General features: G+C 36.7%; 26 protein-coding genes and 1 pseudogene. 6 read left to right on the top strand and 21 right to left on the bottom strand.

Annotation, left to right across the window (positions count from 1 at the left end; genetic code table 11):
- Positions 1 to 238: 238 nt before the first annotated feature.
- The 8 genes and pseudogenes from bioB to AC1DSK_RS11485 all read right to left on the bottom strand — a co-directional run bounded on the left by bioB (position 239) and on the right by AC1DSK_RS11485 (position 7,725).
- Positions 239 to 1,237 (bottom strand): biotin synthase BioB, encoded by a 999-nt coding sequence (bioB, locus tag AC1DSK_RS11520; protein ID WP_477547483.1) that lies wholly within the window; start codon positions 1,235 to 1,237, stop codon positions 239 to 241.
- Positions 1,203 to 1,757 (bottom strand): biotin transporter BioY, encoded by a 555-nt coding sequence (locus AC1DSK_RS11515; RefSeq protein ID WP_477547642.1) that lies wholly within the window; start codon positions 1,755 to 1,757, stop codon positions 1,203 to 1,205. The genes bioB and AC1DSK_RS11515 overlap by 35 nt, the downstream gene beginning before the upstream one ends.
- Before the next feature lie 52 nt (positions 1,758 to 1,809).
- The gene (bioA, locus tag AC1DSK_RS11510) at positions 1,810 to 3,171 is read right to left on the bottom strand and encodes an adenosylmethionine--8-amino-7-oxononanoate transaminase (protein ID WP_477547482.1); all 1,362 of its coding nucleotides are present in this window, start codon (positions 3,169 to 3,171) and stop codon (positions 1,810 to 1,812) included.
- Positions 3,161 to 3,841, bottom strand: a complete 681-nt coding sequence (bioD, locus tag AC1DSK_RS11505; protein WP_477547481.1) for a dethiobiotin synthase — start codon at positions 3,839 to 3,841, stop codon at positions 3,161 to 3,163. Before bioD ends, bioA begins: the two co-directional genes overlap by 11 nt.
- A gap of 1,044 nt (positions 3,842 to 4,885) precedes the next feature.
- Positions 4,886 to 5,125 (bottom strand): hypothetical protein, encoded by a 240-nt coding sequence (locus tag AC1DSK_RS11500; RefSeq protein ID WP_477547479.1) that lies wholly within the window; start codon positions 5,123 to 5,125, stop codon positions 4,886 to 4,888.
- A 1,234-nt stretch (positions 5,126 to 6,359) separates the two neighbouring features.
- A pseudogene (locus AC1DSK_RS11495) lies at positions 6,360 to 6,941 on the bottom strand (ATP-dependent Clp protease proteolytic subunit); the annotation flags it as partial.
- A 10-nt stretch (positions 6,942 to 6,951) separates the two neighbouring features.
- On the bottom strand, positions 6,952 to 7,125 hold the full coding sequence (locus AC1DSK_RS11490; protein WP_477547477.1) for a hypothetical protein: 174 nt from the start codon (positions 7,123 to 7,125) through the stop codon (positions 6,952 to 6,954).
- Positions 7,126 to 7,725, bottom strand: a complete 600-nt coding sequence (locus AC1DSK_RS11485; protein WP_477547476.1) for a helix-turn-helix domain-containing protein — start codon at positions 7,723 to 7,725, stop codon at positions 7,126 to 7,128. It abuts the gene before it with no gap.
- A 395-nt stretch (positions 7,726 to 8,120) separates the two neighbouring features.
- Between AC1DSK_RS11485 and AC1DSK_RS11480 the strand changes: the two genes are divergently transcribed.
- Entirely contained in the window at positions 8,121 to 9,515 is a 1,395-nt protein-coding gene (locus AC1DSK_RS11480; RefSeq protein ID WP_477547475.1) for an alkaline phosphatase, read from the top strand.
- A gap of 64 nt (positions 9,516 to 9,579) precedes the next feature.
- Complete coding sequence (locus AC1DSK_RS11475) at positions 9,580 to 10,239, top strand: lipoprotein (protein ID WP_016427137.1); 660 nt, start codon at positions 9,580 to 9,582, stop codon at positions 10,237 to 10,239.
- A gap of 154 nt (positions 10,240 to 10,393) precedes the next feature.
- Here the strand turns inward: AC1DSK_RS11475 and AC1DSK_RS11470 are convergent, their stop codons facing one another.
- The 6 genes from AC1DSK_RS11470 to AC1DSK_RS11445 all read right to left on the bottom strand — a co-directional run bounded on the left by AC1DSK_RS11470 (position 10,394) and on the right by AC1DSK_RS11445 (position 15,059).
- Entirely contained in the window at positions 10,394 to 11,041 is a 648-nt protein-coding gene (locus AC1DSK_RS11470) for a hypothetical protein (protein WP_477547474.1), read from the bottom strand.
- Between the two features lie 338 nt (positions 11,042 to 11,379).
- On the bottom strand, positions 11,380 to 12,342 hold the full coding sequence (locus tag AC1DSK_RS11465; RefSeq protein ID WP_477547473.1) for an MBL fold metallo-hydrolase: 963 nt from the start codon (positions 12,340 to 12,342) through the stop codon (positions 11,380 to 11,382).
- Between the two features lie 128 nt (positions 12,343 to 12,470).
- Positions 12,471 to 13,445 carry an NAD(P)H-dependent glycerol-3-phosphate dehydrogenase gene (locus tag AC1DSK_RS11460; protein WP_477598225.1) on the bottom strand — a complete coding sequence of 325 codons (975 nt, stop codon included), beginning with the start codon at positions 13,443 to 13,445 and terminating at the stop codon, positions 12,471 to 12,473.
- 195 nt (positions 13,446 to 13,640) lie between these two features.
- A complete protein-coding gene (locus tag AC1DSK_RS11455; protein ID WP_477548096.1) occupies positions 13,641 to 13,910 on the bottom strand; it encodes a hypothetical protein in 270 nt (89 codons plus the stop codon).
- 2 nt (positions 13,911 to 13,912) lie between these two features.
- A complete protein-coding gene (locus AC1DSK_RS11450) occupies positions 13,913 to 14,260 on the bottom strand; it encodes a hypothetical protein (protein WP_477548095.1) in 348 nt (115 codons plus the stop codon).
- A gap of 136 nt (positions 14,261 to 14,396) precedes the next feature.
- A complete protein-coding gene (locus AC1DSK_RS11445; RefSeq protein ID WP_477548094.1) occupies positions 14,397 to 15,059 on the bottom strand; it encodes a hypothetical protein in 663 nt (220 codons plus the stop codon).
- 281 nt (positions 15,060 to 15,340) lie between these two features.
- On the opposite strand from AC1DSK_RS11445, the gene AC1DSK_RS11440 reads away from it, so the two are divergent.
- The gene (locus AC1DSK_RS11440) at positions 15,341 to 15,736 is read left to right on the top strand and encodes a DUF3224 domain-containing protein (RefSeq protein ID WP_477548093.1); all 396 of its coding nucleotides are present in this window, start codon (positions 15,341 to 15,343) and stop codon (positions 15,734 to 15,736) included.
- A 136-nt stretch (positions 15,737 to 15,872) separates the two neighbouring features.
- Here AC1DSK_RS11440 and AC1DSK_RS11435 read toward each other — a convergent pair whose 3' ends face one another.
- Positions 15,873 to 16,436 (bottom strand): GNAT family N-acetyltransferase, encoded by a 564-nt coding sequence (locus tag AC1DSK_RS11435; protein ID WP_477548731.1) that lies wholly within the window; start codon positions 16,434 to 16,436, stop codon positions 15,873 to 15,875.
- Positions 16,437 to 16,543: 107 nt separating this feature from the next.
- Positions 16,544 to 17,044: a CDI toxin immunity protein gene (locus AC1DSK_RS11430; protein ID WP_477548730.1), complete on the bottom strand. Its 501-nt coding sequence runs from the start codon at positions 17,042 to 17,044 to the stop codon at positions 16,544 to 16,546.
- 156 nt (positions 17,045 to 17,200) lie between these two features.
- Between AC1DSK_RS11430 and AC1DSK_RS11425 the strand changes: the two genes are divergently transcribed.
- Entirely contained in the window at positions 17,201 to 17,782 is a 582-nt protein-coding gene (locus AC1DSK_RS11425; protein ID WP_477548729.1) for a hypothetical protein, read from the top strand.
- A gap of 333 nt (positions 17,783 to 18,115) precedes the next feature.
- Here AC1DSK_RS11425 and AC1DSK_RS11420 read toward each other — a convergent pair whose 3' ends face one another.
- On the bottom strand, positions 18,116 to 19,054 hold the full coding sequence (locus tag AC1DSK_RS11420) for a helix-turn-helix transcriptional regulator (RefSeq protein ID WP_477548728.1): 939 nt from the start codon (positions 19,052 to 19,054) through the stop codon (positions 18,116 to 18,118).
- Between the two features lie 105 nt (positions 19,055 to 19,159).
- Here AC1DSK_RS11420 and AC1DSK_RS11415 point away from each other — a divergent pair, with 105 nt between their 5' ends.
- Positions 19,160 to 19,765 (top strand): DJ-1/PfpI family protein, encoded by a 606-nt coding sequence (locus AC1DSK_RS11415; RefSeq protein ID WP_477548727.1) that lies wholly within the window; start codon positions 19,160 to 19,162, stop codon positions 19,763 to 19,765.
- A gap of 218 nt (positions 19,766 to 19,983) precedes the next feature.
- Here AC1DSK_RS11415 and AC1DSK_RS11410 read toward each other — a convergent pair whose 3' ends face one another.
- The 4 genes from AC1DSK_RS11410 to AC1DSK_RS11395 all read right to left on the bottom strand — a co-directional run bounded on the left by AC1DSK_RS11410 (position 19,984) and on the right by AC1DSK_RS11395 (position 23,493).
- Positions 19,984 to 20,415 carry a hypothetical protein gene (locus AC1DSK_RS11410; RefSeq protein WP_477548726.1) on the bottom strand — a complete coding sequence of 144 codons (432 nt, stop codon included), beginning with the start codon at positions 20,413 to 20,415 and terminating at the stop codon, positions 19,984 to 19,986.
- 87 nt (positions 20,416 to 20,502) lie between these two features.
- On the bottom strand, positions 20,503 to 20,664 hold the full coding sequence (locus AC1DSK_RS11405) for a hypothetical protein (RefSeq protein WP_477536297.1): 162 nt from the start codon (positions 20,662 to 20,664) through the stop codon (positions 20,503 to 20,505).
- A 212-nt stretch (positions 20,665 to 20,876) separates the two neighbouring features.
- A complete protein-coding gene (locus AC1DSK_RS11400; RefSeq protein WP_477548724.1) occupies positions 20,877 to 21,386 on the bottom strand; it encodes a DinB family protein in 510 nt (169 codons plus the stop codon).
- A gap of 769 nt (positions 21,387 to 22,155) precedes the next feature.
- Positions 22,156 to 23,493, bottom strand: a complete 1,338-nt coding sequence (locus AC1DSK_RS11395; RefSeq protein ID WP_477548722.1) for an aminotransferase-like domain-containing protein — start codon at positions 23,491 to 23,493, stop codon at positions 22,156 to 22,158.
- Between the two features lie 138 nt (positions 23,494 to 23,631).
- Between AC1DSK_RS11395 and blaOXA the strand changes: the two genes are divergently transcribed.
- Complete coding sequence (blaOXA, locus tag AC1DSK_RS11390; RefSeq protein ID WP_477548732.1) at positions 23,632 to 24,426, top strand: class D beta-lactamase; 795 nt, start codon at positions 23,632 to 23,634, stop codon at positions 24,424 to 24,426.
- Positions 24,427 to 25,807: the final 1,381 nt, after the last annotated feature.

Genomic DNA, 25,807 nt, shown 5'->3' with positions numbered 1-25,807 from the left:
ATATTCATCCCCAAAAATTCAAAATATTGGAACGCTTTTTTAGCGTCAAACTAAAAGAAACCATTTTGATAAAAATCAAAATGGTTTCTTCTATAGAATTTTGAAAGTTACTTAGACTAAACAGAGTAGTTTCTAACTCACATTTACGAACTATTTTTTCCATAAGCACGACTCTTAAATCTTCCATTAACACCTTGTCATCTGGTGAAACATGTAATATATGTCACTGCCTATTAAGTTAAACTTCACATAATGATTCTTGCTTTTCTGCAAGCTCTATTTCGAAGCCTAGATCTTGCAACATTAAATAGTCTTTATTCTCCGCTTGACCTTCTGTAGTTAAATAGTCGCCAACGAAAATACTGTTTGCTGCATATAGACCCAATGGTTGAAGTGAACCAAGATTCACCTCGCGACCACCCGAAATACGAATCTCTTTTGTTGGATTCATAAAACGGAACAGTGCCAGTACCTTCAAGCAATAGCGCGGATTCAGTTCGTTTGTACCTTCCAGTTTTGTACCATCAATCGCATGCAGGAAATTTACTGGTATCGAATCCGCATCCAGGCGGCGAAGTGCACGCGTAATATCAACTACATCTTCCTTCGTTTCTTTCATACCAACGATTGCTCCTGAACATGGAGAGATACCATGTTTTTTTACAATCTCCACCGTATTCACACGATCTGCATATGTATGTGAAGTCGTGATGTAATCGTGATGGCGTTCAGATGTATTTAAGTTATGATTATAGCGATCGACACCAGCATTTTTCAGTTGCTCGGCTTGTTCTTCTTTTAAAAGTCCTAAGCAAGCACATACTTTCAATCCGTATTTCTCTTTAATTTCTTCTACTGCCTGACTGACAACATTCACGTCTCTACGTGTTGGACCACGGCCACTTGCAACGATACAAAATGTACCGATTTGATTTTCAAATGCATGCTTAGCACCTGCCAATATTTCTTCTTTGGATATAAACGGATATTTTTCGATTGGTGCAGTTGATCTTGACGATTGTGAACAATAACCGCAGTCCTCTGGGCAATAGCCACTTTTCGCATTCATAATCATATTTAATTTCACTTTTTTCCCGTAATAATGCTTACGGATTGTAAAAGCACCATGCAGTAGGGGTAGCAGTTCATCATCTTCCGTTGTTAAAATTGCCATTGCCTCTTCATTTGTTATTTCTTTACCGTCAATGACTTCCTGAGCTAATGTTTGCCAGTTCATTTTGTGTGCCTCTTTTCGTTGAATGTATTGTTTTCAAAAATGGATATATACGAGTAGCTATTAAACTCGTAAAAATAGCAAGTGCAATGTCAACACCTACCGTATTTAACAGCCCTACTGCCATTACATGTGATAGGTTAGTTGGTACGTCCAGCCAAAGATTTAATGCCAGGTAGAGATAAGGTACACCAATCGCATAAATGACAGCAGTTCCAATCAAATTCGCAACAATAAAGTGTTTGCGTGTAGGTTGCTCGACGCGTTCAATGATGAAGCCGATCACATAGGCACCTACAGCGAAGTCAATTAAATAACCAAATGTCGGCTGTAATACATACATAACACCTCCGCCTTGAGTAAAGACAGGAAGTCCCGCTAAACCGACGAGGACATATACCAACTGACTTTGAAGACCTCGCTTACTTCCTAATATTGAACCTGCTAAATACACGACAATAATTTGAAGTGTAAAGGGCACTACGGGTAACGGAATTTTAATAAATGCGCCAATTGCGGTCATTGCAGCAAAAACCGCAACAAGGGTAAGCGATAAAGTTCGTGAGTTTTTCAATTTATATTCCCCTGTCTTTGAAAAATTGTTCGATAACTACTCTCGTTGTCCCAATCATCCATTCGATTTCATCTTCTGAAATGACATAAGGTGGCATGAAATAAATGATATTACCGAGCGGACGAATCAGGAGCCCTTTCTCTAGTGCACGCTGATAAATTTGATAGCCGTTTCGCTCTTCACTTGGGAATGACGACTTCGTCTCTTTATTCGCAACTAATTCAACTGCCCCAACGAAGCCAGTTTGACGATATTCACCTACATAAGGTAAATGTTCAAATGCTCTTTTTGCTAATTTTTTTAACAATTCTTGTTTGGCTACTAACTTTGTCAACACTTCTTCTTCTTCAAAAATGGCCAATACTTCCTGTGCTACACGTAGTGCGAGTGGGTTACCTGAATAACTATGCGAATGTAAAAATGCCTTCATCGTTCCGTAGTCGTCATAAAAGGCGTTAAATATCTCATTCGTTGTCAATACAGCGGAAAGCGGTAAATAGCCACCCGTAATGCCTTTGGATAAACATAAAAAATCCGGTGTAATATCAGCTTGCTCGCATGCAAAGAGTGTACCCGTACGGCCAAAGCCGACCGCCACCTCATCAGCTATTAGATGCACATCATATTCATTGCATAATGCCCTTAATTTTTTCAGGAAAACAGGCGGATACATTTTCATTCCTGCTGCCGCTTGAATTAACGGTTCAATAATGGCAGCAGAAATCGTATCGGCATATTGCTTCAATTGTTCTTCTACATACTGTGTACAAGGAGCGCTGCAGGTCGTTGGTGATTCGCCAAAAGGACAGCGAAAACAATCCGGTCCTTGTGTATGTACAACGTTTAATAACAGAGGAGCAAATACTTCGTTGTATAAACCGACTCCTCCAACGGACAAGGCACCGAGTGTTTCGCCATGATAGGCATTTGTAAATGCTAAAAACCGTTTTTTCTTCGGCTGATTCGTTTGGGCACGGTACTGAAAGCTCATTTTTAGCGCGACCTCAATGGCGGCGGATCCGTTATCGGCAAAAAACACTTTTTCCAAACCTTTTGGTGTCAGTGCAACGAGTTTCTCAGCCACATGTATCGCAGGCTCATGGGTAAAGTTCGCAAAAATTACGTGCTCCAATTTTTGTGCTTGCTCAGCTAAAGCCTTGCTAATACGCGGATTCGCATGGCCAAATAAATTGACCCACCATGAGGAAACTGCATCTAAATAACGATTTCCTTGATTGTCGTACAACCACACCCCTTTGCCATGGTCTATCACAATCGGTGGAAAGGATTCATAGTCTTTCATTTGTGAGCAAGGATGCCAAATATGTTTAAGGTCACGGGCTTGAAGTTCTTTATATGTCATCGGTCAACAACCTTTCAAAAACCGATTCATCATCAAAGCTTTCAATCGTACGATTCGCCTCAATTACCACGTATGGAACAGCAGTAAATCGACGTATTGTGTCGATATTGTTTTTTTCTAATGCACTCTGCTCGAATTTGTTGAACACAATACCTAGTAATTCGATATTACGTGCCTTCAGCGCATTTACAGATAACAAAGTGTGATTGATTGTGCCGAGCTTCGTATGTGCTACGAGTATGACAGGTAGTGCTGATTGCTGGATAACATCTAACAATGTCAAAGTAGTATCCGAATGAAGTGGCACATATAGTCCTCCAGCCCCCTCACAAATAACCGTGTCATATTCTAGTTTTAACTTTTCAATCGCTTTAAGCAGCCTGTCTTCTTTTATAGTTTCCCCTTCAAGTTCCGCCGAAAAATGCGGTGATGCAGGTGTCGAAAAAGAGTATGTATTCAGTGCCTCTTGAGCTAAGGGATGTAAACTATATTCTAAATAACTTGTTGTGTCCTGATAATAATAGCGACCTTTATCCATGACTTCACCCGTTTGAACAGGTTTGTAAGGTATTACTCTATGTCCCTGCATTTGGAGATGACGCATGAATACTGTTGTGATAAACGTTTTTCCAACATCTGTATCAGTACCTACCACCCAAAAATGTTGCAATGTAATTCCCTCATTTACTTATTATCTTAAAGATTAACCTAAAAAAGACTTGTGTTAACCTAATTAATTAATAGGTTAACACAAGTTGAGTTTTAATTAAAAGATTTATGAAATAATTGAATCAAATTACATATTACGAACTTAGAAAAAATCATTGAAAAATAGAATAATGGATGATTTTTCAAATAACGAGATAGAAAATACCCAATTATTTAACCGAAAGGTAAAGGTAAATCGAACTTTTGCTATCGAGAAAGCGATCTTTGAGTTTATGTTTTCTACTAACCTGAAGGCTGCTGAAGAAGTTTTATCAGAAGTACTTTTTAAATATAAAAAAAGCAACGTCTTAAATGACGTTGCTCCAGACGGTAGACAAAGAAAAAGATGAGTGAATATAACTGTATACTGTTGAAAAAGAGCCTATGCAAGAAAATGTTGATTTCCATTGCGGCGGACGCGTTTCGCGGGCACGGCTTCAGTCTCCTCGTCACTAGAAAAACCGGTGCTCCTGTTTCTGCATCGCTCTGCTAGCTTCGAAACATGAAAGTGCGTTGCATCGCTTCGCTAGCTTCGTCGCAAACGGATAGTGCAAACTTACATTTGCACTATCCGTTTCCTGCGGGGTCTTCAGCTCGTGCTGTTCCCGCTGAAAAGATTGGGACCAAAGGCAATTTGGTCCTAATCTTTGCGACGAGTAAGCGCAGGAGCAGTTGTTTTCCGCCGCCTTCACTCAATCAAAAGAAATTGCATCTGTAAGCGTGTCTGCAAAATATTTAAGTTGGAAGGTGGTTGGCTATTTCTGAAGACTCCTGCGGAAAAACGAAACAAGCTAGACCCCACAGGCTCAGCTGTCATAGACAGCTGAGCCGAGGAGGCTAGCGTTTCGTCCGCGGAAAGCGAAAGAAATAGCCGACCACAATCTTTTTCGATAGAGTGCAAAAAATAAGTACTCAATCTTTATACTTTTATATTAATTATTATTCTTTTGTCAACGAGCTGAAGCAACGTCTTAAATGACGTTGCTCAACTTGACCATTGCATCCGTTAGTCGAAAATAAGTTTAGCACTTGCAACAATAAATAAAAGTCCCGACGTAACCAACAATAAAATACCTACATTTTTATGATTATCTTTCATTACAGATAAACCTATCACTGCAAGTAGTAAAGCCATTACCAAGTTCATTACTGGAAGTAATATATAGTCATATTCAGGAGATATTAGTGAGTATGTAGCCAAACCAATAACAGTGATTCCCAACAAAATTTGTATAATATTTATCATATCATTCCTCCTAAACCGTTCTATTAAAGTAAAGCATTCGTTACTTAAATAAAGACATACGAAATTCATTCATAACGATTAGCAATATTCTTGTACTCAGGAATTCTGCCAGTTAGCGAAAGAGCATTTCTGCCTAGTACAGAAACGTCCATGAATATTACATTTCAAAACGCAGATCGCTTTTTTTATTTAATTTTTCCCCAAATACGAACTACTAAAGCTATAAATGGCTGTAATGATGAAAGCGATAATACTTGGGTAACCAACGTACTACTGGATTCATATGTTCAACTAAACTATATTCTCCCCATTCAAGCCATAAACGCCATCCCATCCCAAGGCTACTTAAAATCAAGCTGCCAATAAAGACAAACCATATTCTTTCTTTTGATAGCCCTACAAATATGTTCGCAACCACAAAATATATCAATAAAGATACAATCATAAAATACAAACTAAATCCCTTCAATCCAGGAATCACAAAAGTAAATGTGATTCCTGTAAAAAAAAGAATAATGATGATTGCAAATATTAAAAATTTCGCAGGTGATTTCGCTACTTTATGATAAAACTGTTGTTCAAAGATACATTTCCCTCCCCGTTTTACGCTTTTCCAAAAAACTTCAGTAAAAATCAGCTCAACTGTTATTTCATTGCCTTACTGTATGAAACACCACAATCATCGTAGTGGTTTTCCTAAAGTTTGGCTTTCGGGGATAGCTTCCTTTACTTCATACGGTTGAAATTCAAATAAGTTCCCAATTTAAATAACAAAATTTTACAACTAACCTCCCTCGTTTGCCACCCATGCATCGCAATAACCAGCCGTATTAATTACTATGGCTAGGAGATGAAGGTCGCTGAACTATGGTGCGGTAAAGCCCTCCCGTGAGTTTGACACCAACGACCACGGTGCATCACAGTCTGTCGCACCCAATATGGGTAGCACTTATGGGAAGATTAATTCTGCGCTTGTTACTGCACCAGACTTGCCATTATTTTCTGGTGAATGCAGGTACTTCTCAATAATCCCGATTAATAAAGAAAACTAAGAAACCGTTTGCGTGTTCGCGCCAACGGTTTTTTAGAGGAACAATAAACAGGAAAGTTTAAACATTTATAAATATTATGACTGTTTCTTGAACAGGCACCTCTTGAATTATAAGACGGTAGCGCCAGTTCTCAAAGTCTGTTAACTTCCCTTTCCAGAAGTAGGAAACTCTTTTGAAAATTATTATTTACTTAAGATGATATCAATCAATCCCAATTCTTTTGCTTCCTCGGCAAAGAAAAAGCGATCGCGATCTGTCAGTTCATTCATTCTTTCGATTGATACTTTAGAACGCTCGGACATAATGCGGTTCATACGATTCCTCGTTTCAAGAATGTGCCTTGCATGGATATCCATAACCGCTGCTTGACCTCTAACTCCCCCTAAAGGTTGGTGAAGCATAACTTCGCTATTAGGCATGGCAAACCTTTTGCCCAACTCCCCTCCGATAAGCAAAAATGCACCCATGGATGCAGCCATTCCTACGCAAGTTGTACTGACATCCGGTTTAATATGCTGCATTGTGTCATAAATGGCAAAACCTGCGGTAACAGATCCTCCAGGTGAATTGATATACAGTTGAATATCTTCAATAGGATTGTCTCCACTTAAGAATAGAAGCTGTGCGATTACTTTACTTGCCAGCTGATCATCAATTTCACCACTGATTAGAATGATACGATCCTTTAACAATCTAGAATAAATATCATAAGACCTTTCATCACTGTTACTTTTTTCAACCACGAATGGAATATTGCTCATTTGTTTGACCTCCTTATGCTGCCATTTGAATTTTTATAGAATTTCTTTCGCCGAACCCGGAAGAAACCTGCCGAATCTCGACTTTGCTACTCTCTGTACCTACCGTATGAATTTGTGTCTGTTCTTGAACAGTTTTTTCCGAAGGAATGTACACCACTTTTTCATTTTCATATACAACCTTACTCATTTAAGCTTTTCCTCCTTCATTTATCTTTGGATATACAGCCATTAGCGCTTTAAAATAAATGTTTTCTGTTGAATTTTCTGACTGATATTTTGAAACCAGATCGTGAACCAACTCGATATACTTGTTCAAAAACTCTTTGCGCTCATCTTCATTCACAAATTGAACTTGAAAATCCAACGCGGCACTTGGGACATGAACTGCATCATCTACATTGTTTAGTAATTCGACGGTATCCTTTTTGATTTGCTCAGACAAATCATACAAATGCATCAATGGACCCTGATCTTTTAATTGCTGGATAAAGTCAGTTTGAATATCTGTTTTTTCCATCACAACGTATTGCTCGGCTACTGACTCATAAAGTACCTCAACCAAGTTCCGTATGTTGCGTGTTCCCACTTTCCATATTAATCCCGCAATTTCGAGCTTCTTGAAATGATAATTCATCTTTTGAGGGCTTTGGTTCATAAACTTTGCCACTTCGCTGGCAGAATGAGGGTAAGTCAAATGCTGCAAAATTTCCAATTTGAACGGATTTCGAATCATCATCAATTGTTCCGTTTCAGTAACAAGCATTTTCTTTGCTTTATTTATGTTCATGTTATTACCTCCACGTAAAAATAATTTTTTTACGTTAAATTCAGTTTATTCTTACTTTTGTTTTATGTCAACTTTCAATAATGAATAATCAAGTAACAAGTACAGAAAAGTTCTTTCTTAAACTAACCTGCCCTTTAGTAAAAAATTCAATAAAAAAAAGCTAATCCCTTCCTGGATCAACGCTCCAATGAGACATCCCGTAAAAATAATGACCATTCCAAGTACTATGACACCAGGGACGTCGTTAGCCCTCCTATTTTTCAAATGTTACTCAATGAATAGTGTAAATTTACATCATCTTAACTTACTTTTACTTTGGTTTAATAGGATATTAACAATCTACCTTTATAGTAAAACTTGTTATCATATTAAATTGAATGGTGGAGGTTAATCAGATGGTTAAAAATAAAATAACGAAAAAGCTAATTCCTATCTGTGTTGTATCAACTCTTGCATTAGGTGGTTTGGCTGCATCAATTACCAGTATCAACGTACAAGCTGAAGAAAACGAGAGAAACAATGAAAACAAGGAAATTAAAAACGTTATTTTCTTAATCGGGGATGGGATGGGGTCAACCTATACTTCAGGTTATCGTTATTTTAATGATGATCCTTCAACAACTGTTGTAGAAAGAACAGTATTTGATAAATATCTCATAGGACAACAGATGACTTATCCGGAAGATCCAACACAAAACATAACTGATTCGGCTTCCGCTGCGACAGCTATGTCTGCTGGCGTAAAAACATATAATGCAGCAATTGGGGTCGATAACGATAAATCAGAAGTGAGAACCGTTTTAGAGGCTGCCAAAGAAAATGGAAAAGCAACTGGCCTTGTCGCTACTTCTGAAATAACCCATGCAACACCAGCATCATTTGGTGCACACGATGAAAACCGTAAAAATATGAATGCAATTGCTGATGACTATTACGATGAATTAATAAATGGCAAACATAAAATTGACGTTCTCCTTGGTGGCGGTTCTTCAAATTTTGTTCGTCCTGACCGCAATCTTACAGAAGAATTCAAAAAATCCGGATATAGTTATGTAACAAACAAAGAGGAACTTTCAAAAGATAAAAAAGGACAGGTTCTTGGATTGTTTGCATCTGGCGGACTCCCTAAAATGATTGATCGTACAGAAGAAGTTCCCTCTCTTCAAGATATGACGACATCAGCTATTCAACGTTTAAGCAAGGATAAAGATGGTTTCTTCTTAATGGTTGAAGGAAGCCAGGTAGACTGGGCCGGTCATGATAATGATATAGTTGGAGCAATGAGTGAAATGGCAGACTTTGAAAAAGCTGCGAAGGCCGCTATTGATTTTGCTAAAAAGGACAAACATACATTAGTTGTTATTACAGCTGACCATTCAACTGGCGGATACTCTATTGGTTCTGATGGAATTTATAACTGGTTTGCTCAGCCTATTAAAGCAGCTAAGCGCACACCAGACTTTATGGCAGCTGAAATTGCTAAAGGTGAAAATGTTGAAAAGACATTAAAAACGTATATAGATCAAAATCTATTAGCATTAACAGCACAAGAAATCCAATCTGTTAAAGATGCTGCAACGACTAAAAAAGTCACTGATATCGATAATGCAATCGAAAAAATCTTTGATGAGCGTTCTCATACAGGCTGGACAACTGGTGGTCACACTGGTGAAGACGTGCCAGTATTTGCCTACGGACCTTACAAAGAACGATTGGCAGGACAAATTGATAATACAGACAATGCCAAAATTATCTTTGATCTTTTAGATAAAACAAAAAATAAAAAATAACAGATACAATAAAATAGCCCGTTGCTAAATGCGACGGGTGTTTTATTATGCTAGGGGGATTCCTATGAAGAGATACTTGTTTTTCTTGATTCTATTATTAGTTCTTTCAGGCTGTTCATCAGTATATACCACCGAGGACAAAGCTACTGAGAATCAGGTCAAAACTATCGACCAAACGGAAAAAAAACTTAATGTACAAGAAGATGTATATGTGCCGAATCCTCAAATAACGGATGACATTAATCTTGTGACAGTTGGAGAAACCGTAACCGATGCCAAAGGCGAACTCACATTAAAATCATATAAACTCTTAAATAAGACAGTTAATATAGGTGGGGTTGAAATGGTTTTAAAAGATGCTAAGTTGCTACATTTCGTTCCGGATTACAGCATGATTGACTTTTTCCATTCCTATACTCATGAAGAAGAGTTTGATTTTATTAAAGTAGGAATTGAAGTTAAAAATACATCTGATAAGGACATAAAATTCACACCAGTTGCTTTTGTTAAGACGAATAAAGGTGAGCTGAAAACATGGGAAGAAGACATTTTTCTCGAAGAAATGACTGGTGAAATACAAAGAAATGATGTTAAGAAAGGCAGTATGGGGTTTATTTTGGAAAACACAAATGATATTAAGTCAATTGAAATTCTAACAAGTGATGTTCTTGATGGCGTGGGTGAACACGTTGAAAAAGCGAAAACTATTAAATTGGATATCTAATATAAAAAAGCAGTTTTCTTCACCTTTGAAGAAAACTGCTTTTTCCATGTAACTCTTAGCTTTAGCCTCTTCAATTGAATCAGCTTCGCCAATCAAATATAGAAGATTGCAGATTTTCCGGTACTGCCAGAACTTTATTAAAACCCGCGTTTGTTTAGTATTCAATTATATTTAACCATCCACCATCAGAGCCTATTGTTATATGAGAGATTTCATTTGATTCGAAAATATTATGAATATCAATATTTTCGTTACTTGTATTATCCAAGTGCTTAGAAACATCTTCATCTGAAAAAACTATAGCCATACTCATAGATCTTAAATAAAATTCATAAACGAATTGTTTTTGGCTGTCTTTCACGAAACCAACATAACCTGTGCTTTTTGGAAATACGTTAGGTAATATAATGTTTTTAACTAAAACGAACTGGTTGGAGAGAATATTAAGTAACTCCTCCTCCCATTCGGGAATAATCGCATAGATAAAAAAATCTTGTTTGTATAATTCAGAAATTATTTCAACAAACTCCCGTTCAGTTATATTCTCATCAATGTATATTTCCCTAATTTTAGAACTATCGGTAACGACGTTCGCCCAAAACATATTCATATTTTTTAACATATTAATTTGTGTAATAATTTTCTTTCTTCTTACGGAATATCTGGTAATTCTCAACGCCATTTCATATCGTTCAATCATCATTTTGAAAAATGCAATATTTTCCATTTCGATATTTTCGATTTTCTCGATCTCTTCTTTTATTAAAGCAGTAACAGAGTTTTTATAATTAAAATATTTCAACCTTCTTCTCCTTTTTATTTTCACTACTGATTGTTTTGCTTTTTTATCCCCGTGAGTTCATTTAGCTGTTTATGATTAGGATTTTTCACAGTAATTCAGTTACATTTTGCATTTTCTTGTTAAACTAACCTGTCCCGTTAGCCACCCCTGCAGCGTAAAATCAGCACTGCACCACAGAGGATGAAAATGGATATAGGCCGGGTCGGCTGGGTGAGGATGGTCGATGAACTATGGTGCCAAAGAGCCCTTCCGTTTCTGACTCATGGGAGATTAATTCCACTCTGGTTGTAGCAACAGCCTTAAGTGTTTTGCACGTTCTAAGACCCTAATCCCTGGGGTTACCAATCATTCGGCTTTATGTTCTTATTCATCCAATTTTTTTGTGGTGCTTGGTATGGGGCGGCGGCTATTAAATGATTATTGTGCCAGTTTGCTGCTCCCGAGCGAATCATTTCATCGAGTAGGATTTGAATAAATTCTTCTGGCTGAAGTTGGAAAGAGTGGCGTGCAAAATCTTGGAACCAACCACACTTTAGCAGGTAGTTATCGATTTCTTCTTTTGCCAATCCATTTTTAATGATTAACGTGAATGAAAAAATCCTCTTGCAGGCATGCCATGCAATTTTTTCTGGCATCTTGAGCCACTTTTCAAGCCTTTCTCTTGCTGCATCAATGGCATACATAGGATTCTCCATTTGAGGTCCATGTCCTGAATATGCCTTTTGAATCCGGAGCATGGACAATCGATCCAAACTTTCTATAGATCGTTGGATTGATGTGACACCCTCTCGAAAGATATTTAACCATCCAATATCATTTTTGTGAAAGAGATCCCCGCAAATTAATATCTCTTCTTCAGGTTCATATAAAGAAATATGCCCTAACGTATGACCTGGTGTGTGCAAGACTTTCAAGGTTCTACTTCCTGTATTAATCTCATCGTTATCTGAGAGCTTTGTATCGACTCGATAAGGTTCTACTGTCTGATCTAACCATTCTGCACTACAGGCTTCAGGGTCACGAAAATTAATTAAATCGGCTTCCCATTTATGCGTAGCAATCGAAACACCATAATTTTTTTGAAGATGAAAATTGCCTCCTACATGATCACTGTGATAGTGCGTATTCACAATAAGGTGTAATTCTTCTGGTGAAACGCCTGCTTCTTTAATTAATTGCTCTGTCTCTTTCGCTTCACTCCCAAAACCGGTATCAATAAGGATGGGCAGTTGATCTTTAATAAGGATCATGTTTGCACTTGGAAAATTTCTTTCAAAGAATATAATACTGTTTTTTTTCATAAGCTATTCCTCCTCCACAACCCGGGATTTCCTTTTATTCGATAATCTTGGAGGATAATCCTTCTTCAACAAACCTTCCCCGTTAGTTGAATAACACAATTAAGAAAATCTCTAAAATGTATCAGTTACTATCGTGATGTTTGAAATTCAAATTTTAAAGGTCTTAAAAATAATTCTTCTAATGTTTCTTTTGCATTTTTGTCCTCGAATAATATCTCATGTAAAGCATTGCATATTGGAAGTTCAACTTCATACTGCATAGATAGTTCTTTTATTGCCTTAACTGTAGAAACACCTTCTGCTAATTTCTCAAACCGTTCTCCTTCAACAAATGCTTGTCCGAATTTTCTGTTATGACTATGTTTTGAAAACAATGTTGCTTCGTAATCTCCGAGATGGCTCAATCCATATATGGTCAGATCATTTCCTCCCATTGCTTTTACTAGCCGGGAAATTTCCCCTGTCCCCCTTGCCATGAGTGAACCCTTTAAACTGCTGTAATTTAATCCATCTAGCATTCCTGCTGCTATACCCATAACATTTTTTGCAGCTGCACCAATTTCATTTCCAATAAGATCTTCTCCATAATAAAACCTAATCAAATCACTGTTAAACTCTTGAGCAAGCTTTTTAGTTATTTCAATATTTTCCGACCCTATTACCATACAATTTRGGATATTATTCACATAATCTTGTACGTGTCCAGGACCAACCCATACGGCCAAATTTACATTCTTACCAACCTCTTCACCAAATACTTTAGAGAGCCTTTTCCCAGTCGCAGCCTCTATACCCTTCATACATAATACGAATGTCTTCTCTTGTATTYCATGTAAAGTTCTTAGTTGTTGTGCAAAAGGACGTAATTCTTGAGCACTTATAGAAATAATTATTATATCAGCAGATGATACTGCTTTTTCTAATGAACTACTGAGTTCTATTTCTTTTGGTAATAAAAGATAATCATTTTTTCTTGTTTCTTTTAAACTACTATAATTTCTGGAGCTTTCTCGCCCCCATAACATTACATTGTGTCCAACCTTATGAACATACCAAGCCAGGAAAGTTCCCCAACGGCCACATCCTAAAACCGAAATTCTCATTATTTTATCTTCCTCATTTATTATTTGTATTTCGAAACAAAAATGTCGATGTATTTTGTTTATCACAACTTCCACACCRATACCATCTTTTCCTTCTTCAACTAACCTGCCCCGTTAGTTCAAAAAGAAAAGGGCTGACAATCAGCCCTATGATCTTTAATTAAAGCACCCGTTAGCTTAATAAGGAACAATAACTTATAAAGCAGGTTTAATGTATTCTCCTGTTGAAGCATTAAAGCCCGCTGCTTTCATTTCTGTCCCATCACTATTCCAACCTACCACTAACATCATGGTAATGTTGGTCTCTGGATTTTTTATAAGCATAAAATTATAACCTTTAGCCCAGTCTTTACCAGGATTAATATTGCCTATTTTCAGTGCTTTTTTAAGCAACTCTGGTGAATCATATTTAATATCTTCTAAGGCAATAAAATCCTTTTTGGGATAAGGAGAGTTACCATCCACTGTTAAATCTTTTTTTCTTCAATTTCCCCATTATAAATGGTTACCAAAAAATTCTTATGAGTATCTGGTACTCCAAAATTAATATTCCAATATTTTCTTTTCCCGTTGCTTCCAATTGACTTCTCAGCCTTATCATCTAAGTCTATATTTATCGCATCTAATAATTGTGCATTTTCATCCCATTCCAAAGCAGCAGGATATGCTAATTCAATCGCTTGTTTTATTGATAATTCTTGTTGTTCATCGACTTCAAATGTATCTTCAGTTGATTCTAATGAACGAACAGATACTTTCTCAACAGTACCAATTGAAATTAACAAAAGTAAGACAACAAAAACTATTTTTATCATTTTCTTAGCCCCTTTTAGGGGTATTCTTTCCAAACCTTGTTCAACTATACTGCCCCGTTAGTTCAATATGAAAAAGACCGCTTAAGCAGCTCGATGTTCTTCAACTAAAGCACCCGTTAGTTGAACATAAAAGTTATCAATTCTCTTTTGTATTTATACTCCCTAAATATTCACCATTTTTTGGATTAAAAAAGACATCCGCACTTTGACCATTTATTTTTCCATCGACTCCAAGAGAAATATGTTTCTCATCTCGCATTAATCTAAAATGATATCCGTGTGAGAAAGGGTCTTCTGTTGGGCTTGGTTGTAAATTAAATTCCTCAACAGCGATTTTAATAATTTGGCTACTATCTATTTTAATTTCTGATTGTGGAATAGTTAGTTCATCAGAGCTGTCAATTATTCTGTAACTTTTAAGTTTGCCTTTTTCAATAACAATTACCATATGATGTTTAATTGATGGCAAAGCGAAAACTCCTTGCCAGTCTCCTTTTTTTCCATTTTTACCACTTACAGTTTCATCATCAACACTGTTCATAAATACAAGAATTGTTTCTTTATCAAATTCTTTACCTTGTTCTAATCCTAAATTAAGTGCTTCTAAAAGAGTTAATTCTTTCTCTGGTAACGAGAAAAATGAATCTACTTCATAATTCCCGTTCTCTATTTTTTCTGGAGCATAACTTAAGATGAAAAAATTCCCTATCGTTGCTCGTGTTATTGTAGGAAAATTGGCGAAAGCTGAGATTGAACCCATCAGTATCAAGATAAAAAAACAAGCTGATATAGTTTTCATTTTGTTCACCTACAATCTATTTTGTAGGTAGTTTCTCCATGTTTCACATATTAATGCTTATTGAACTAACCTGCCCCGTTAGTTCAATAAGCAAAGAGGAGTTGCTTAAGCAACCCATGTTCTTTAACTAAAGCACCCGTTACTGTAAGTGTAATACTTCACAAAKTTAGTAATGAACAATAAATAAAAACRCTCCTATGAGATACCACTATTGATGGTACTTTTTAGGTGRTATACTGGAGCTAGATTACTTATCTAATAATGAAGGGAGGTTTACGCGTATGGAGGTAACATTTACAGTAAGCAAATGGGATGAAAASCCAGTCGATRACACTAAAAAAGATTTCCCTATTAATATTGCCCATGTCGAATATGATATTGATGGTGAATTAAAAGGAAAAGCTTTTGTTGAATATTTATTATATTATCTAGAATCAAATGTAGAAGATGGTCACATGGCCACTTCTAAAATTTCCGGATTTCTGCATTTCGAGGGAACTTATAAGGGAAAACGGGGGACGTTTACAGCTATAGAGCAAGGAATATTTGATAAAGGAAATCTAGATTCTCCGGCAACAATCATCAAARCMACCGGTGACTTAGAAAGCCTGCAAGGGTCCTATAATTATAAGTTTGCAGGTCAAACCAGTAAAATGATTCTAGACTTTGAATTCTAGCAAAATACCCTATAGTTTAGTAAAAAGGACATCCCCTGTAAAACCAGGAATGTCCTTTTCGTCGAACGAGCTTGGTCAACTAACCTGCCCCGTTAGTTCAATAAGAAAAAAGAGCTGTCTTAGGAGCTCCATGATTTCAATTCATATGTACAAATTTCTCTTTTAAAGTGATGTATTCTCTATCTAAAATACTCATAAATACATCTGTCTCGTACTTTCCTTCAATTAATGCTCCTTCCCTCTCAATGCCTTCTTGTATAAACCCACATTTTTCGTAGCATTTAATTGCTCGTTTATTATATTGGAGCACCCTTAAATCAACGCGATGTAATTTAAGTTCATCAAAAGCAAATTGTAATACTAGTTGTGTTATTTCTGCTCCTAAACCTTTGCTCCATACAGTTGGGTCAAAAATTCCTACTGCATAGCGTGCACGATTATCTTCCTCACTAACTGTCAGCCTTGCCTGACCTATTAACCGCCCTTCTATTTCAACACACCACTCCAGTTTATTTGATAGAATAGCTTCTATAAATTTTAGTGCGCCTTCCATTGTCTTTGGTTTTAAATTTTTTGTATCTCCTCCATACATTCTCCTAAGCTCTTTACTTACCTCAACATTATAATAATCCGTAATATCGCTTTCAATTGGTTGACGTAGAATAACTTTGTTTCCTTTAATAATCGGAGCTTCGTTCATATAAATTACCACCTTTTCTAATGGGATAACTAAAGTTCATTTCATTTTTCTCCTTATTGATGTAAAGCACCTGTTAGTGAAAATACGTATCCATTGCAGAATCCTAATTACCAAGCAATGGTTATTAATTCCGGCTCAACGAATTCTATTACAAATTTAGGTGATGGGCAAAATACATACTGTTGATAGGAATCTTCTGCTGCTAGATGAATAATATTTTCAATAACTTTTGGTAATGGCATCTTCACCCAAGGTAATGTGCTAAAAGGTGGAAGGTCGTCTTGTAAGAAAAGATAAACTGGATTTTCAGTGTATAGTTCTTTATCGTTTAAAAACAACGCTACTTTAACGCTACTAACATTTTGTACCTCGAACTTGTTATTCATTTTCTCTAAGTCTAGACTTACCCATTCAATTATTGGGATGCTCGCTATAAATTCAGTTTTCATTTTTTCCTTTTCCTCAACATTTAGCAGCTCAAGACTTTCTTTAGTTGAGAAAGGCTCCAACATCCTACCTAATTGCATTTGTCGTTCATCATTTCTTTCTTTCACTTTTTGCTTTTGTAAGAGAACCTCTAATTTTGCTTTTCGCGCATTCGTGTCCATAGTATCCTTCTCTTCTTTCTTTTTCCTGTAATAATTACTGGCTTTCCCATATTGCTCATTGAACTAACCTACCCCGTTAGTTCAATAAGAAAAAGAGTCATATAAGCAGCCCAATGGAATGTGGCTACCCCCTTTGACGATATGGTGTACCGAATCATGGGTTTTGGCTCAATGATGATCTTTTTGGCTGCCTTCGTGACCGCCATCTTCCTTCTGTTCGAGCGTCGCACCGACCGCACTTTGATCTGGTCATTGCGCCTAGGCCTCGTGATTATGATGTTCGGCATGTTTGCTGGTTTCCTGATGACGCTAGCAACCCCAGCACAACTGGTCGCCTACCACGCTGGACATCTGCCTCCGATTTTTGGCGCTCACAGCGTTGGCGTTCCAGATGGCGGCCCTGGCTTGCCCTTTCTGGGGTGGAGTACCACTGGTGGTGATCTACGCATCGCCCATTTTGTTGGGTTACATGCCCTCCAAGTGCTACCTTTTCTCGGCTGGTTTCTCTCGATGCAGCGTTTCCTACGGCTCTCGACGGGTCAGCGTGTCGCTTTGGTTTGGACCATCGGCCTGGGCTATGTTGGTCTGGTTGGTTCGCTTCTCTGGCAAGCATTAAGGGGCCAATCTCTGATCGCTCCTGATGGTTTGACGTGGATCACTTGGGGGTTGGTGGTTGGTCTCACTCTGGTCATGAGTGGAGCTATCATTCTACGTGGTCGCCTGAGCACGGTTCAATGACTCTACTTCGAGAAAAAGGTTTACAGGAGAGGGAAAATCCCCCTTTTTCTACTCCTGTTTTTGCCCAATTAGTTCAATAAGTTCAACAAAAAAAGCGTTAATCCTGCTCTGATCAACTCAACTTTTTTGCAAACATCGCGACTTTATTCAAAACATCGGAACTTTATTTCAAAACTACACATAAAGCTTTCATTCTCTTCTTCAACTAAACTGCCCCGTTAGTTCAATAAGAAATAGAGCTGGCTAAGTGGCCCGATGATCTTTAACTAAAGCACCTGTAAGTTGAATAAGTTCAACAAAATGAGTATAGATGAATGACTTTATTATTGTTTCCTATACCAAATCACGGTATAAATCACTTAATACTAAAATTTTCTTTTTTATTTCAGCTCTTAACTCTATGGGTTCAACTACTTTTGCATGCTTTCCCATTTGTATGAAATAATCAGCCAAAAAGTCTATTTCTGTTTCACTTATTGAACCCTTAATGACTCCATAACCTTTACTGTCTATTGATATTTGATAATATAGCGAAACATTAGATTTAAATTTTTCTACTCCTTCGGGTGTTAATTCCACAATAAGCTCATACTCTTTTTTTGTTGTGAAAATGTTAATAATATCATTTAAGTTGGTTTCTTTTAGATTCATCTTGTCATTTCTTGCACTTAATCCGAGCTCTGATATCCGATCGCACCGAAAAAGTCTAAATTCCTTCCTAAGATAACAATACGAAGGACAATACCATCTTCCATACTGAGAAAATAATCCAACTGGTTGAATTTCTCTTTTAACCCCCAAGTATGAAATCCAAAGCGGCTCATTTCCTATTGCCGCAATAAATAGCTCTTTTAATAGGGGACTTTCTTTACTCTGATTATCTATTTTGAAATCAATCTTATTTTTGATTAAATCAATTTCATCTTTCATCTTTCCGTTTAAGTTTAGATAGAATTTTTTGATGATTGAATTATATTCCGATTCAAAAGGTAGGCTAATAAAATGTTTTAAAGATAAAAGAGCAAAAAAGATAGAGAAAGTTTCCTCTTTTGTAAAAGAGACAGCAAGTAGATTTTTTTCTTCCAAAACTTGATATCCTCCATTAGCTCCTACCTCTGAAATTAATGGAACCCCTAAAATACTTAGTTCTTCTAAATCCCTAAGAATCGTTCTTCTTGAAACATTAAATTCTTTTGCTAAATCATCTACCTTAAACTTTTTGACTCGATTAATATACAACCTTAATTCATTTAATCTAATTGCCTTACTCAAAATTTTCACCCTTTTGCTAATTGTGTCATCATTTGTCACTATTACAATATATACTGAAGACAGTATCAAATAGAATTTTTATAATTTAATTTGGAGGGATTAAGAATGAACCAAACTGAGAAAAAAGAGATTTTAATTGTAGTGTTGGAGGAATTCGCTGATTGGGAAATGTCTTATGTAGCAGCTTTTTTAAATAATACAGACAAGTACATCACTAAGATAGTTAGTGTAAGTGAGGGTGTTATAAAGTCAATCGGCGGATTAAATGTCCTTCCAGATTATACCTTAAAAAGTATACCTGAAATCTTTTATGGTTTAATACTAATTGGTGGAAACTCTTGGCGTAAGCCACTAAACAATAACGTCATTCCAATAATGGAAAAGGCACTTACTATGGATATTCCAGTAGGGGCAATATGTGATGCAACAGTTTTTATGGGAGCCAATGGATGGTTAAATGAAATAAAGCATACAAGCAATGATCTTAATGATTTGAAAACTTATGCAAAAGATCACTACAGAAATGAAATGAATTATGTACTAGAGCAAGCAGTTTCTGACGGAAAAATTGTGACCGCAAATGGAACAGCTTCATTAGAATTTGCAAAAGAAATTCTTGAATTATTAGAAGCATATCCTAAGGAGCATATTAATCAACTTTATAATTTCCATAAATTAGGTTATTATGAGGCAAAAAAAACAAATTCATAAATATCAAATATTCACAATGCACATAATCCTTAAGATAGGAATTTATGTGCATTTTACCTTTACAATATTTACTCTCAAGCACCTTTCTAAAAGAAAATTATTCGAAATCTTATGCACACTTGAATTTTGATGTAATTTTTATCTTACTTCTTCAACTAACCTGCTCCGTTAGTTGAAGAAGGAACACCGTATCGATTCAGTATGCCCTTTATTAAAGGCTAAAATATTTTCCAAATTGAAAATTCTTTTTTTTGTCTTTTTAAATTTATCATTTGTTTCTGTCCATTGTTCGAGATGAATTCAAATTTATAAGATACATTATCTTTCGGACTGCTTCCTAATGTATTGCAGTAGTAATATAATCTTGCATCGTTGGGTTCTTCATTTTTCGAACCTTTACCTGGATATTCATTCCTTTGATTGCCTTCGATAAAAACTAAATTTTCAGGTTGTCCTAAACCCTGTTTCAAGGGGAACAACTGAGCCTCCCAATAATGTCCTGTTGAAACATATTCAACCTTCCAATCTTTATTTTCAGAATAACCGACTAATATGGGAGGAGATGTGAAATATTTAATCGCATTACTAATCGGAATCAATGCCAAAACAATTAATATAACACCTAAGATTTTGCGTGATTTACTAGTCAAACATTAAACCCCCTATTCTGAAAATGAGGCAGCTGGTTATTCAACTAAAGCACCCGTTAGTTGAAGAAGAAGTTTTATTTAATTCTCTTATTGCTTTTTCTTATATATCTCTTTTAGTACATCTGGTCCCGGAATATTATTTAATATCTTTATTAGTTCATCTACACATTTATCGCTTGTAAAGTCACCTTTTCCGTCTTTTGCCATTTCCAAATAAGCGGCGGTCATCATTTCAATGCTTTTTAGCATCTGACTCATCTAAGCCAATGATTTTTTCTCTTATTTTATCTAAATCCAACATAAATTATCTCCTTAGTTCTGATTGAAAGTATAGTAAATTCGCTATAAGGGGTAGCATCAGGAATATGCAGATTTACAACGTTAAGAAAGTTTCAATATTAAAAAACCTAATTTTTCAGCATTAAATGAGAAATTAGGTTTTTTCATTAATAGAAAAAGACTTATAAGTATTTATCACTAATCACTTTCATATGGTGTAACTCGTGCCCGGCAATGCCATATGCAATGATACCTATTGAAACTGGGCTGTTCATTACAGTTCCATTACGAACCCACGCTGCATCATCAATGGTTGAAATAAGGCTTAACGTGTTGGAACGTACCGTGTCTAAACCAGCTAGTAACTGCTCCCAGGATAATTTGTTGAAGTTTGCCGCAGAAACGTATTGATCCTGATCCATTGCTGGGAGTGGTGCACTTTCATTTCGTGCAATGGCAAGCACTCGATACGACATCACACGTTCAGAGTCGGTCATATGCCCAATCACTTCTTTTAAAGTCCATTTCCCTGGTGCGTACGCCTTCCTTGCTGACTCCTCTGATACGCTGCTTAAAAGGGTAATGGTCTTAGTTCGTTGCTTACTAAGTATTTCTACAATATCTCCATCTGGCACAAGACTAACATACCTTTCATGCTCTGGATTTTCAATAAACAATGGTCGTGGACGCACAAGAATCCTCCTCATCGGCATAGTTAATTATGGTTCTAGGCTAATATTCGACTGTCAGAAGATATTTCCTTTAATTTTGATATTTAATTTCATTACCGCAAAATAATTGCAAATTAAACCACTTTATTATCTCTGTACAACTGATTTATGCATTTAACATAATACAGATAATAATGGATTAAATCACTTTTTATTCCACTAACCTGCCCCGTTAGTTCAATAAGAAAAAAAAGGCTTTACTCCTTTCTTGAAGTAAAGCAACCGTTGGTTAAAATAGAATTCTTTTTATTTTTGAACATTAGATGTATTCTTTTCACTTTTCATTTCTGAGTAAGGCATTTTTGTAATAATAATTGGATCACTGAATTTAGCATTTGGAATTAGTTGAGGTCCACCAATATCACTTGGCATATATTCAACATTTTCAGCTTCAGGAGGAAGTGGTTTGTTAACAGAGTCATTATTATGAATTTTCGTTTATATTGTTCTTTACTTATTTCTTGTCCTACTTCCTTGTTACTACATCCTAATAAAGAAACACTAAGTATCAATGTTAATGTAACTAATATTAATTTTTTCATTTTCCTCACCGGACATAACTAACCAAGATTTGTTGCAATAACCGCAATCTCTTCTAAGACTAGCCTTAAGTGACTCATTAATTGGAAGTTTAGTTAAAGTGTACGCTACTTTTTATAGCCTAAAACTTTTCCTTAATAGGCCGTTGCATGTACAAATATATTAAACTTTATTACAAAGCTACACATAATTATAGTAATTCCCTAATCCCTTCTCCGATTTTTTGAATTCCTAATCTAATTTTTCTATCGTCTACCTGAGAAACACTTAACCGGATCAAATTCTCCTTTCGAAAAGCGGCAAAATACATTTCTGTCGCATCCTGTACATGTACATTCTTTTTCTTTAGGTGGTGGACAAGGTATTTTGCCTTTATTTTAGATGGCAATTCAATAGTTGAATAAAAGCCAGATTCAGCACCAGTGAAACTTACCTCAGCAGGAAGGTACTCAAGAAAAGCCTTTTTTAAGATTATCCCTTTCTCCTTATACTTTTTCCTAAGCCCCTGGATGTGAGCCCTAAACATCCCGCTTTGCAAGTAGATTTCCAAAGCCCCTTGCGTAAGGACAGGTGTATGCACATCTGCAGCGAACTTTACTTTTGTAAATGAATCAATAAGCGCCTCAGGCAAAACAGCCAATCCTAATCTCAAACCTGGAAGAAGTACTTTAGAAAAACTTTTCGTGTATATGACCCTACCTGTTGGGTCATATACGAACATTGAATCCGCTTTTTTCTTTGTGTCCAGATCCCCCATATAATCGTCTTCAATAATATATACATCATATTTTTGTGCCAACTCCACAATTTTCTTTTTCTCTATATTGGAATAACTATAGCCTGTGGGATTTTGGAATCTTGAAACCGTATAGAAGAACTTGATGGGGTTTTCCTTAAAGATTTTCTCTAGATATTTCAGATCGATCCCATTCTTAGTCATTTCAATTCCATGCGCATTTATTCCGCGTGTAGAAACGGATTCTATAAAACTGAAATGTGTAGGCTGTTCAACACAAATTTCCTTTTTTCCATTAGGAAATGGGAGAGATACAAGGAGATCCAATGCTTGTTGGGAACCGGTTACTACACAAATTCTTTCGGGAGGAGCAAATACCTGCAAGTCTTGCAGCTGCTTAGAAAGTTGAAGTCGTAATGAGGCTAAACCCAGTGGTTCAGAGTATTGGAACATTTCCTCCTTATAGAATTCTATTGCTTGATTTATACAATGCTGAAAATCACGATAAGGCATGTTCCATCGATCTGGCCCAGCTGAAGAAAAGTCAATTACCTCTTGAGAAATGGAATTCTCTGGTTGTCGATTCTCAAGAAGAAAATAACCGCTCTTTGGGACTGAATATATTTTATGTTCTCTTTCCATTTCACTGTAAGCTTTGACGACTGTATTTACACTACAAGACATCTCCAGTGAAAAAACCCGAATCGATGGAAGTCTTCCCCCAGGTTGTATACGTCCATTAGCTATTCTAATCTGAATTTCTTTAATAATTTCTTCGTATCTGGTCTCCAATTAGTTTTCCTCACCTTCAATCTGTATGGGTACAGTCGGTATTTTTGGTATCTTACGTTATCTTGAAGTTCCCGTATAGTTAAAATAACAAAAGAGTCATTCAACTACCACTAATAAAAGGAGGAATTAAAAATGAAGGTGAACAAGTTTGTATTAGTACTCTTACTTTTCATGATACTAATCATATCTGGACTTTCAACAATAACAAGTGCAGAATCTCCAGTTAAGGAACTGGATGTCGAGGAGCTTTTTAAAGAAAAAGAAGGTACGGTGGTTTTGAAAAATATGAAGGACGATCAAACGTATGTATTTAACAATGAGAGAAGTACAAAAAGACTTACTCCTGAATCTACTTTTAAAATGCCTAATGCATTGATTGGGCTCGAAAGTGGTGCTGTCAGGGACGAATATGAAGTTAAACGATGGGATGGAGTCATAAGGGAATTCGAAAGTTGGAACCGTGATCATTCTTTAGCTTCCGCAATGAGGGAATCTGTCATTTGGTTTTATCAAGATATGGCCGGGGATATCGGAGAGAAAAAGATGCAGGAGAATATTAGCCGAATGGACTATGGTAACGAAGATATTTCAGGAGGGATTGATACATTCTGGCTCAACAGTAGCATGAAAATATCTGCGATTGAGCAAGTAGATTTCATGGAACGGCTTGTTAAAGAAGAACTTCCGTTTCAGGAAAAACATCAAAAGACCGTTAAAAGAATAATGATACAAGATGAACAGGACGAATATATTCTTCACGGGAAAACAGGCACTAGACTTTCAGATCTAGGACTTGGATGGTATGTCGGTTTTATTGAAACAGATAAAAATGTATGGCTATTTGCTGTGAATATTAATGGAACAGGAAGCGAAGCAAAAAATATTGCAATTCAAACACTAAAACAAAAGAAAATTATCAATGTGGGAAAATAAATTATTTAAAATCTAGATAGTAGGTTCCCCTATTTACACAATTCATGTTTAATCAATTTTGATACAATTAGGACCGTCCCTTGGGCAGCCGGAGTACTCACCATCCTACTTATTGCGATGTTTCCGGCTAATATCTACCTAGCCCTCGAAGGCGGCCCGACTAACCCATCAGATGCTTTGGTTCCACGTACCCTGCATGTCTAACAAAATATAAATTCGACATGTATAATCAACTCCTCATTTTATGATAAAAGTTTTATTAGTTTCTAGATTTACGTACTACAAATAAGAAAGTTCCCGGGATTCTTCTTCAACTAACCTGCCCCGTTAGTTCAATAAGAAAAAGGGCTTGTTTAAACAGCCCGATGATCTTTAACTAGTCGAGTAGAAGGGAACCTCTCTACCTTACGGTAGATTGTGTTCCTCCCCCCTCACAGAACCGTGCTTGCGCTATTCACGCACACGGCTCTTCCTAGTCATCATTCACAAAATGTAGCTAATTTTCTTTCTTAAGTCATATATATGCACCTTAACTCTTGGTGAAGGTAACGAATATTTATTAAGAAAGAGTCTGAAGTTATCCCGAGTAAGGGATTTTCTTTTGCTGATTCTGCTATCCTCAATAGTTTAGTTTGCATTTATTATCTCTACCTCTGTGTGTAGTAAATGTGTCCCTAGTAAGGGTGATAACTTGGTAGCAGCCTTTCCTCCATCGGCATTACCCAACTTCATTGGTACTACGCTGCTATCCGACTCCCTACAACGGCATTTGGTTTCCTTGCTTATTATCGCTTGTACACCATACTCTTCTAAAAGGAAGAAAAGACCGGTAGGGTCTCCCGAGTTGCCGTATCATATCAATGTGTGACGTGCCAAGGTCTCTGACTCCAGAGAGGTTTTATCCTTCTTGCCTTTAACGATGGATAAAATGTAGCTTTCTGCTGTGCTTAAGGCATCAGCCCTCTCGATTTACTAACATTATGGAGCTCAATCCCTTCAACCATTTGGCTTTCGGCCCGCCACCTAACTGTCTACGCTTAAAGGCTAACGTTACCATTAGCCCTCCAAGACTCGCTACGAGTGAATGGCTAGTTCTTTCACGACGGGAATCCCACCCGCTATATGATACGACCTAGGCTCGGCCGCACAAGCACCCGTTAGTACAACAAGAAAAATATTCAATTTCTCCGTGGTTCTGTGTAATCAACTTCAGTTGGACTCATCTCGAAGGGCTCGACGGCGTTCGTGCAGCACCAGCAGGATAATCATTCCCATTATTACACCTAAGACGATGCCGGCCTGTGTTGTCAACAACCATGCCAATGGGTACTCTGGGGAGGGTGGCGCGTCGCGTCGAACTGAAGATAAGGCGGAATAGAGG

It is taken from the genome of Paenisporosarcina sp. P4_B8, assembly GCF_056402175.1.
The sequence above is the reverse complement of the archived record's forward strand: the minus strand, read 5'-3'. Positions and strand labels throughout refer to the sequence as shown.

Bases quoted from the DNA above. Each gene is read 5' to 3' on its own strand.
- AC1DSK_RS11435 (WP_477548731.1), bottom strand. From the start codon at position 16,436: ATGAACGAAGCTCCGATTATTAAAGGAAACAAAGTTATTCTACGTCAA.
- AC1DSK_RS11425 (WP_477548729.1), top strand. From the start codon at position 17,201: ATGGGTTTTGGCTCAATGATGATCTTTTTGGCTGCCTTCGTGACCGCC.
- AC1DSK_RS11465 (WP_477547473.1), bottom strand. From the start codon at position 12,342: ATGAAAAAAAACAGTATTATATTCTTTGAAAGAAATTTTCCAAGTGCA.
- AC1DSK_RS11475 (WP_016427137.1), top strand. From the start codon at position 9,580: ATGAAGAGATACTTGTTTTTCTTGATTCTATTATTAGTTCTTTCAGGC.
- AC1DSK_RS11485 (WP_477547476.1), bottom strand. From the start codon at position 7,725: ATGAACATAAATAAAGCAAAGAAAATGCTTGTTACTGAAACGGAACAA.
- AC1DSK_RS11515 (WP_477547642.1), bottom strand. From the start codon at position 1,757: ATGACCGCAATTGGCGCATTTATTAAAATTCCGTTACCCGTAGTGCCC.
- AC1DSK_RS11490 (WP_477547477.1), bottom strand. From the start codon at position 7,125: ATGAGTAAGGTTGTATATGAAAATGAAAAAGTGGTGTACATTCCTTCG.
- AC1DSK_RS11445 (WP_477548094.1), bottom strand. From the start codon at position 15,059: ATGAAAACTATATCAGCTTGTTTTTTTATCTTGATACTGATGGGTTCA.
- AC1DSK_RS11405 (WP_477536297.1), bottom strand. From the start codon at position 20,664: ATGCTAAAAAGCATTGAAATGATGACCGCCGCTTATTTGGAAATGGCA.
- AC1DSK_RS11415 (WP_477548727.1), top strand. From the start codon at position 19,160: ATGAACCAAACTGAGAAAAAAGAGATTTTAATTGTAGTGTTGGAGGAA.
- bioA (WP_477547482.1), bottom strand. From the start codon at position 3,171: ATGACATATAAAGAACTTCAAGCCCGTGACCTTAAACATATTTGGCAT.
- AC1DSK_RS11500 (WP_477547479.1), bottom strand. From the start codon at position 5,125: ATGATAAATATTATACAAATTTTGTTGGGAATCACTGTTATTGGTTTG.
- AC1DSK_RS11480 (WP_477547475.1), top strand. From the start codon at position 8,121: ATGGTTAAAAATAAAATAACGAAAAAGCTAATTCCTATCTGTGTTGTA.
- AC1DSK_RS11450 (WP_477548095.1), bottom strand. From the start codon at position 14,260: ATGATAAAAATAGTTTTTGTTGTCTTACTTTTGTTAATTTCAATTGGT.
- bioB (WP_477547483.1), bottom strand. From the start codon at position 1,237: ATGAACTGGCAAACATTAGCTCAGGAAGTCATTGACGGTAAAGAAATA.
- AC1DSK_RS11430 (WP_477548730.1), bottom strand. From the start codon at position 17,044: ATGGACACGAATGCGCGAAAAGCAAAATTAGAGGTTCTCTTACAAAAG.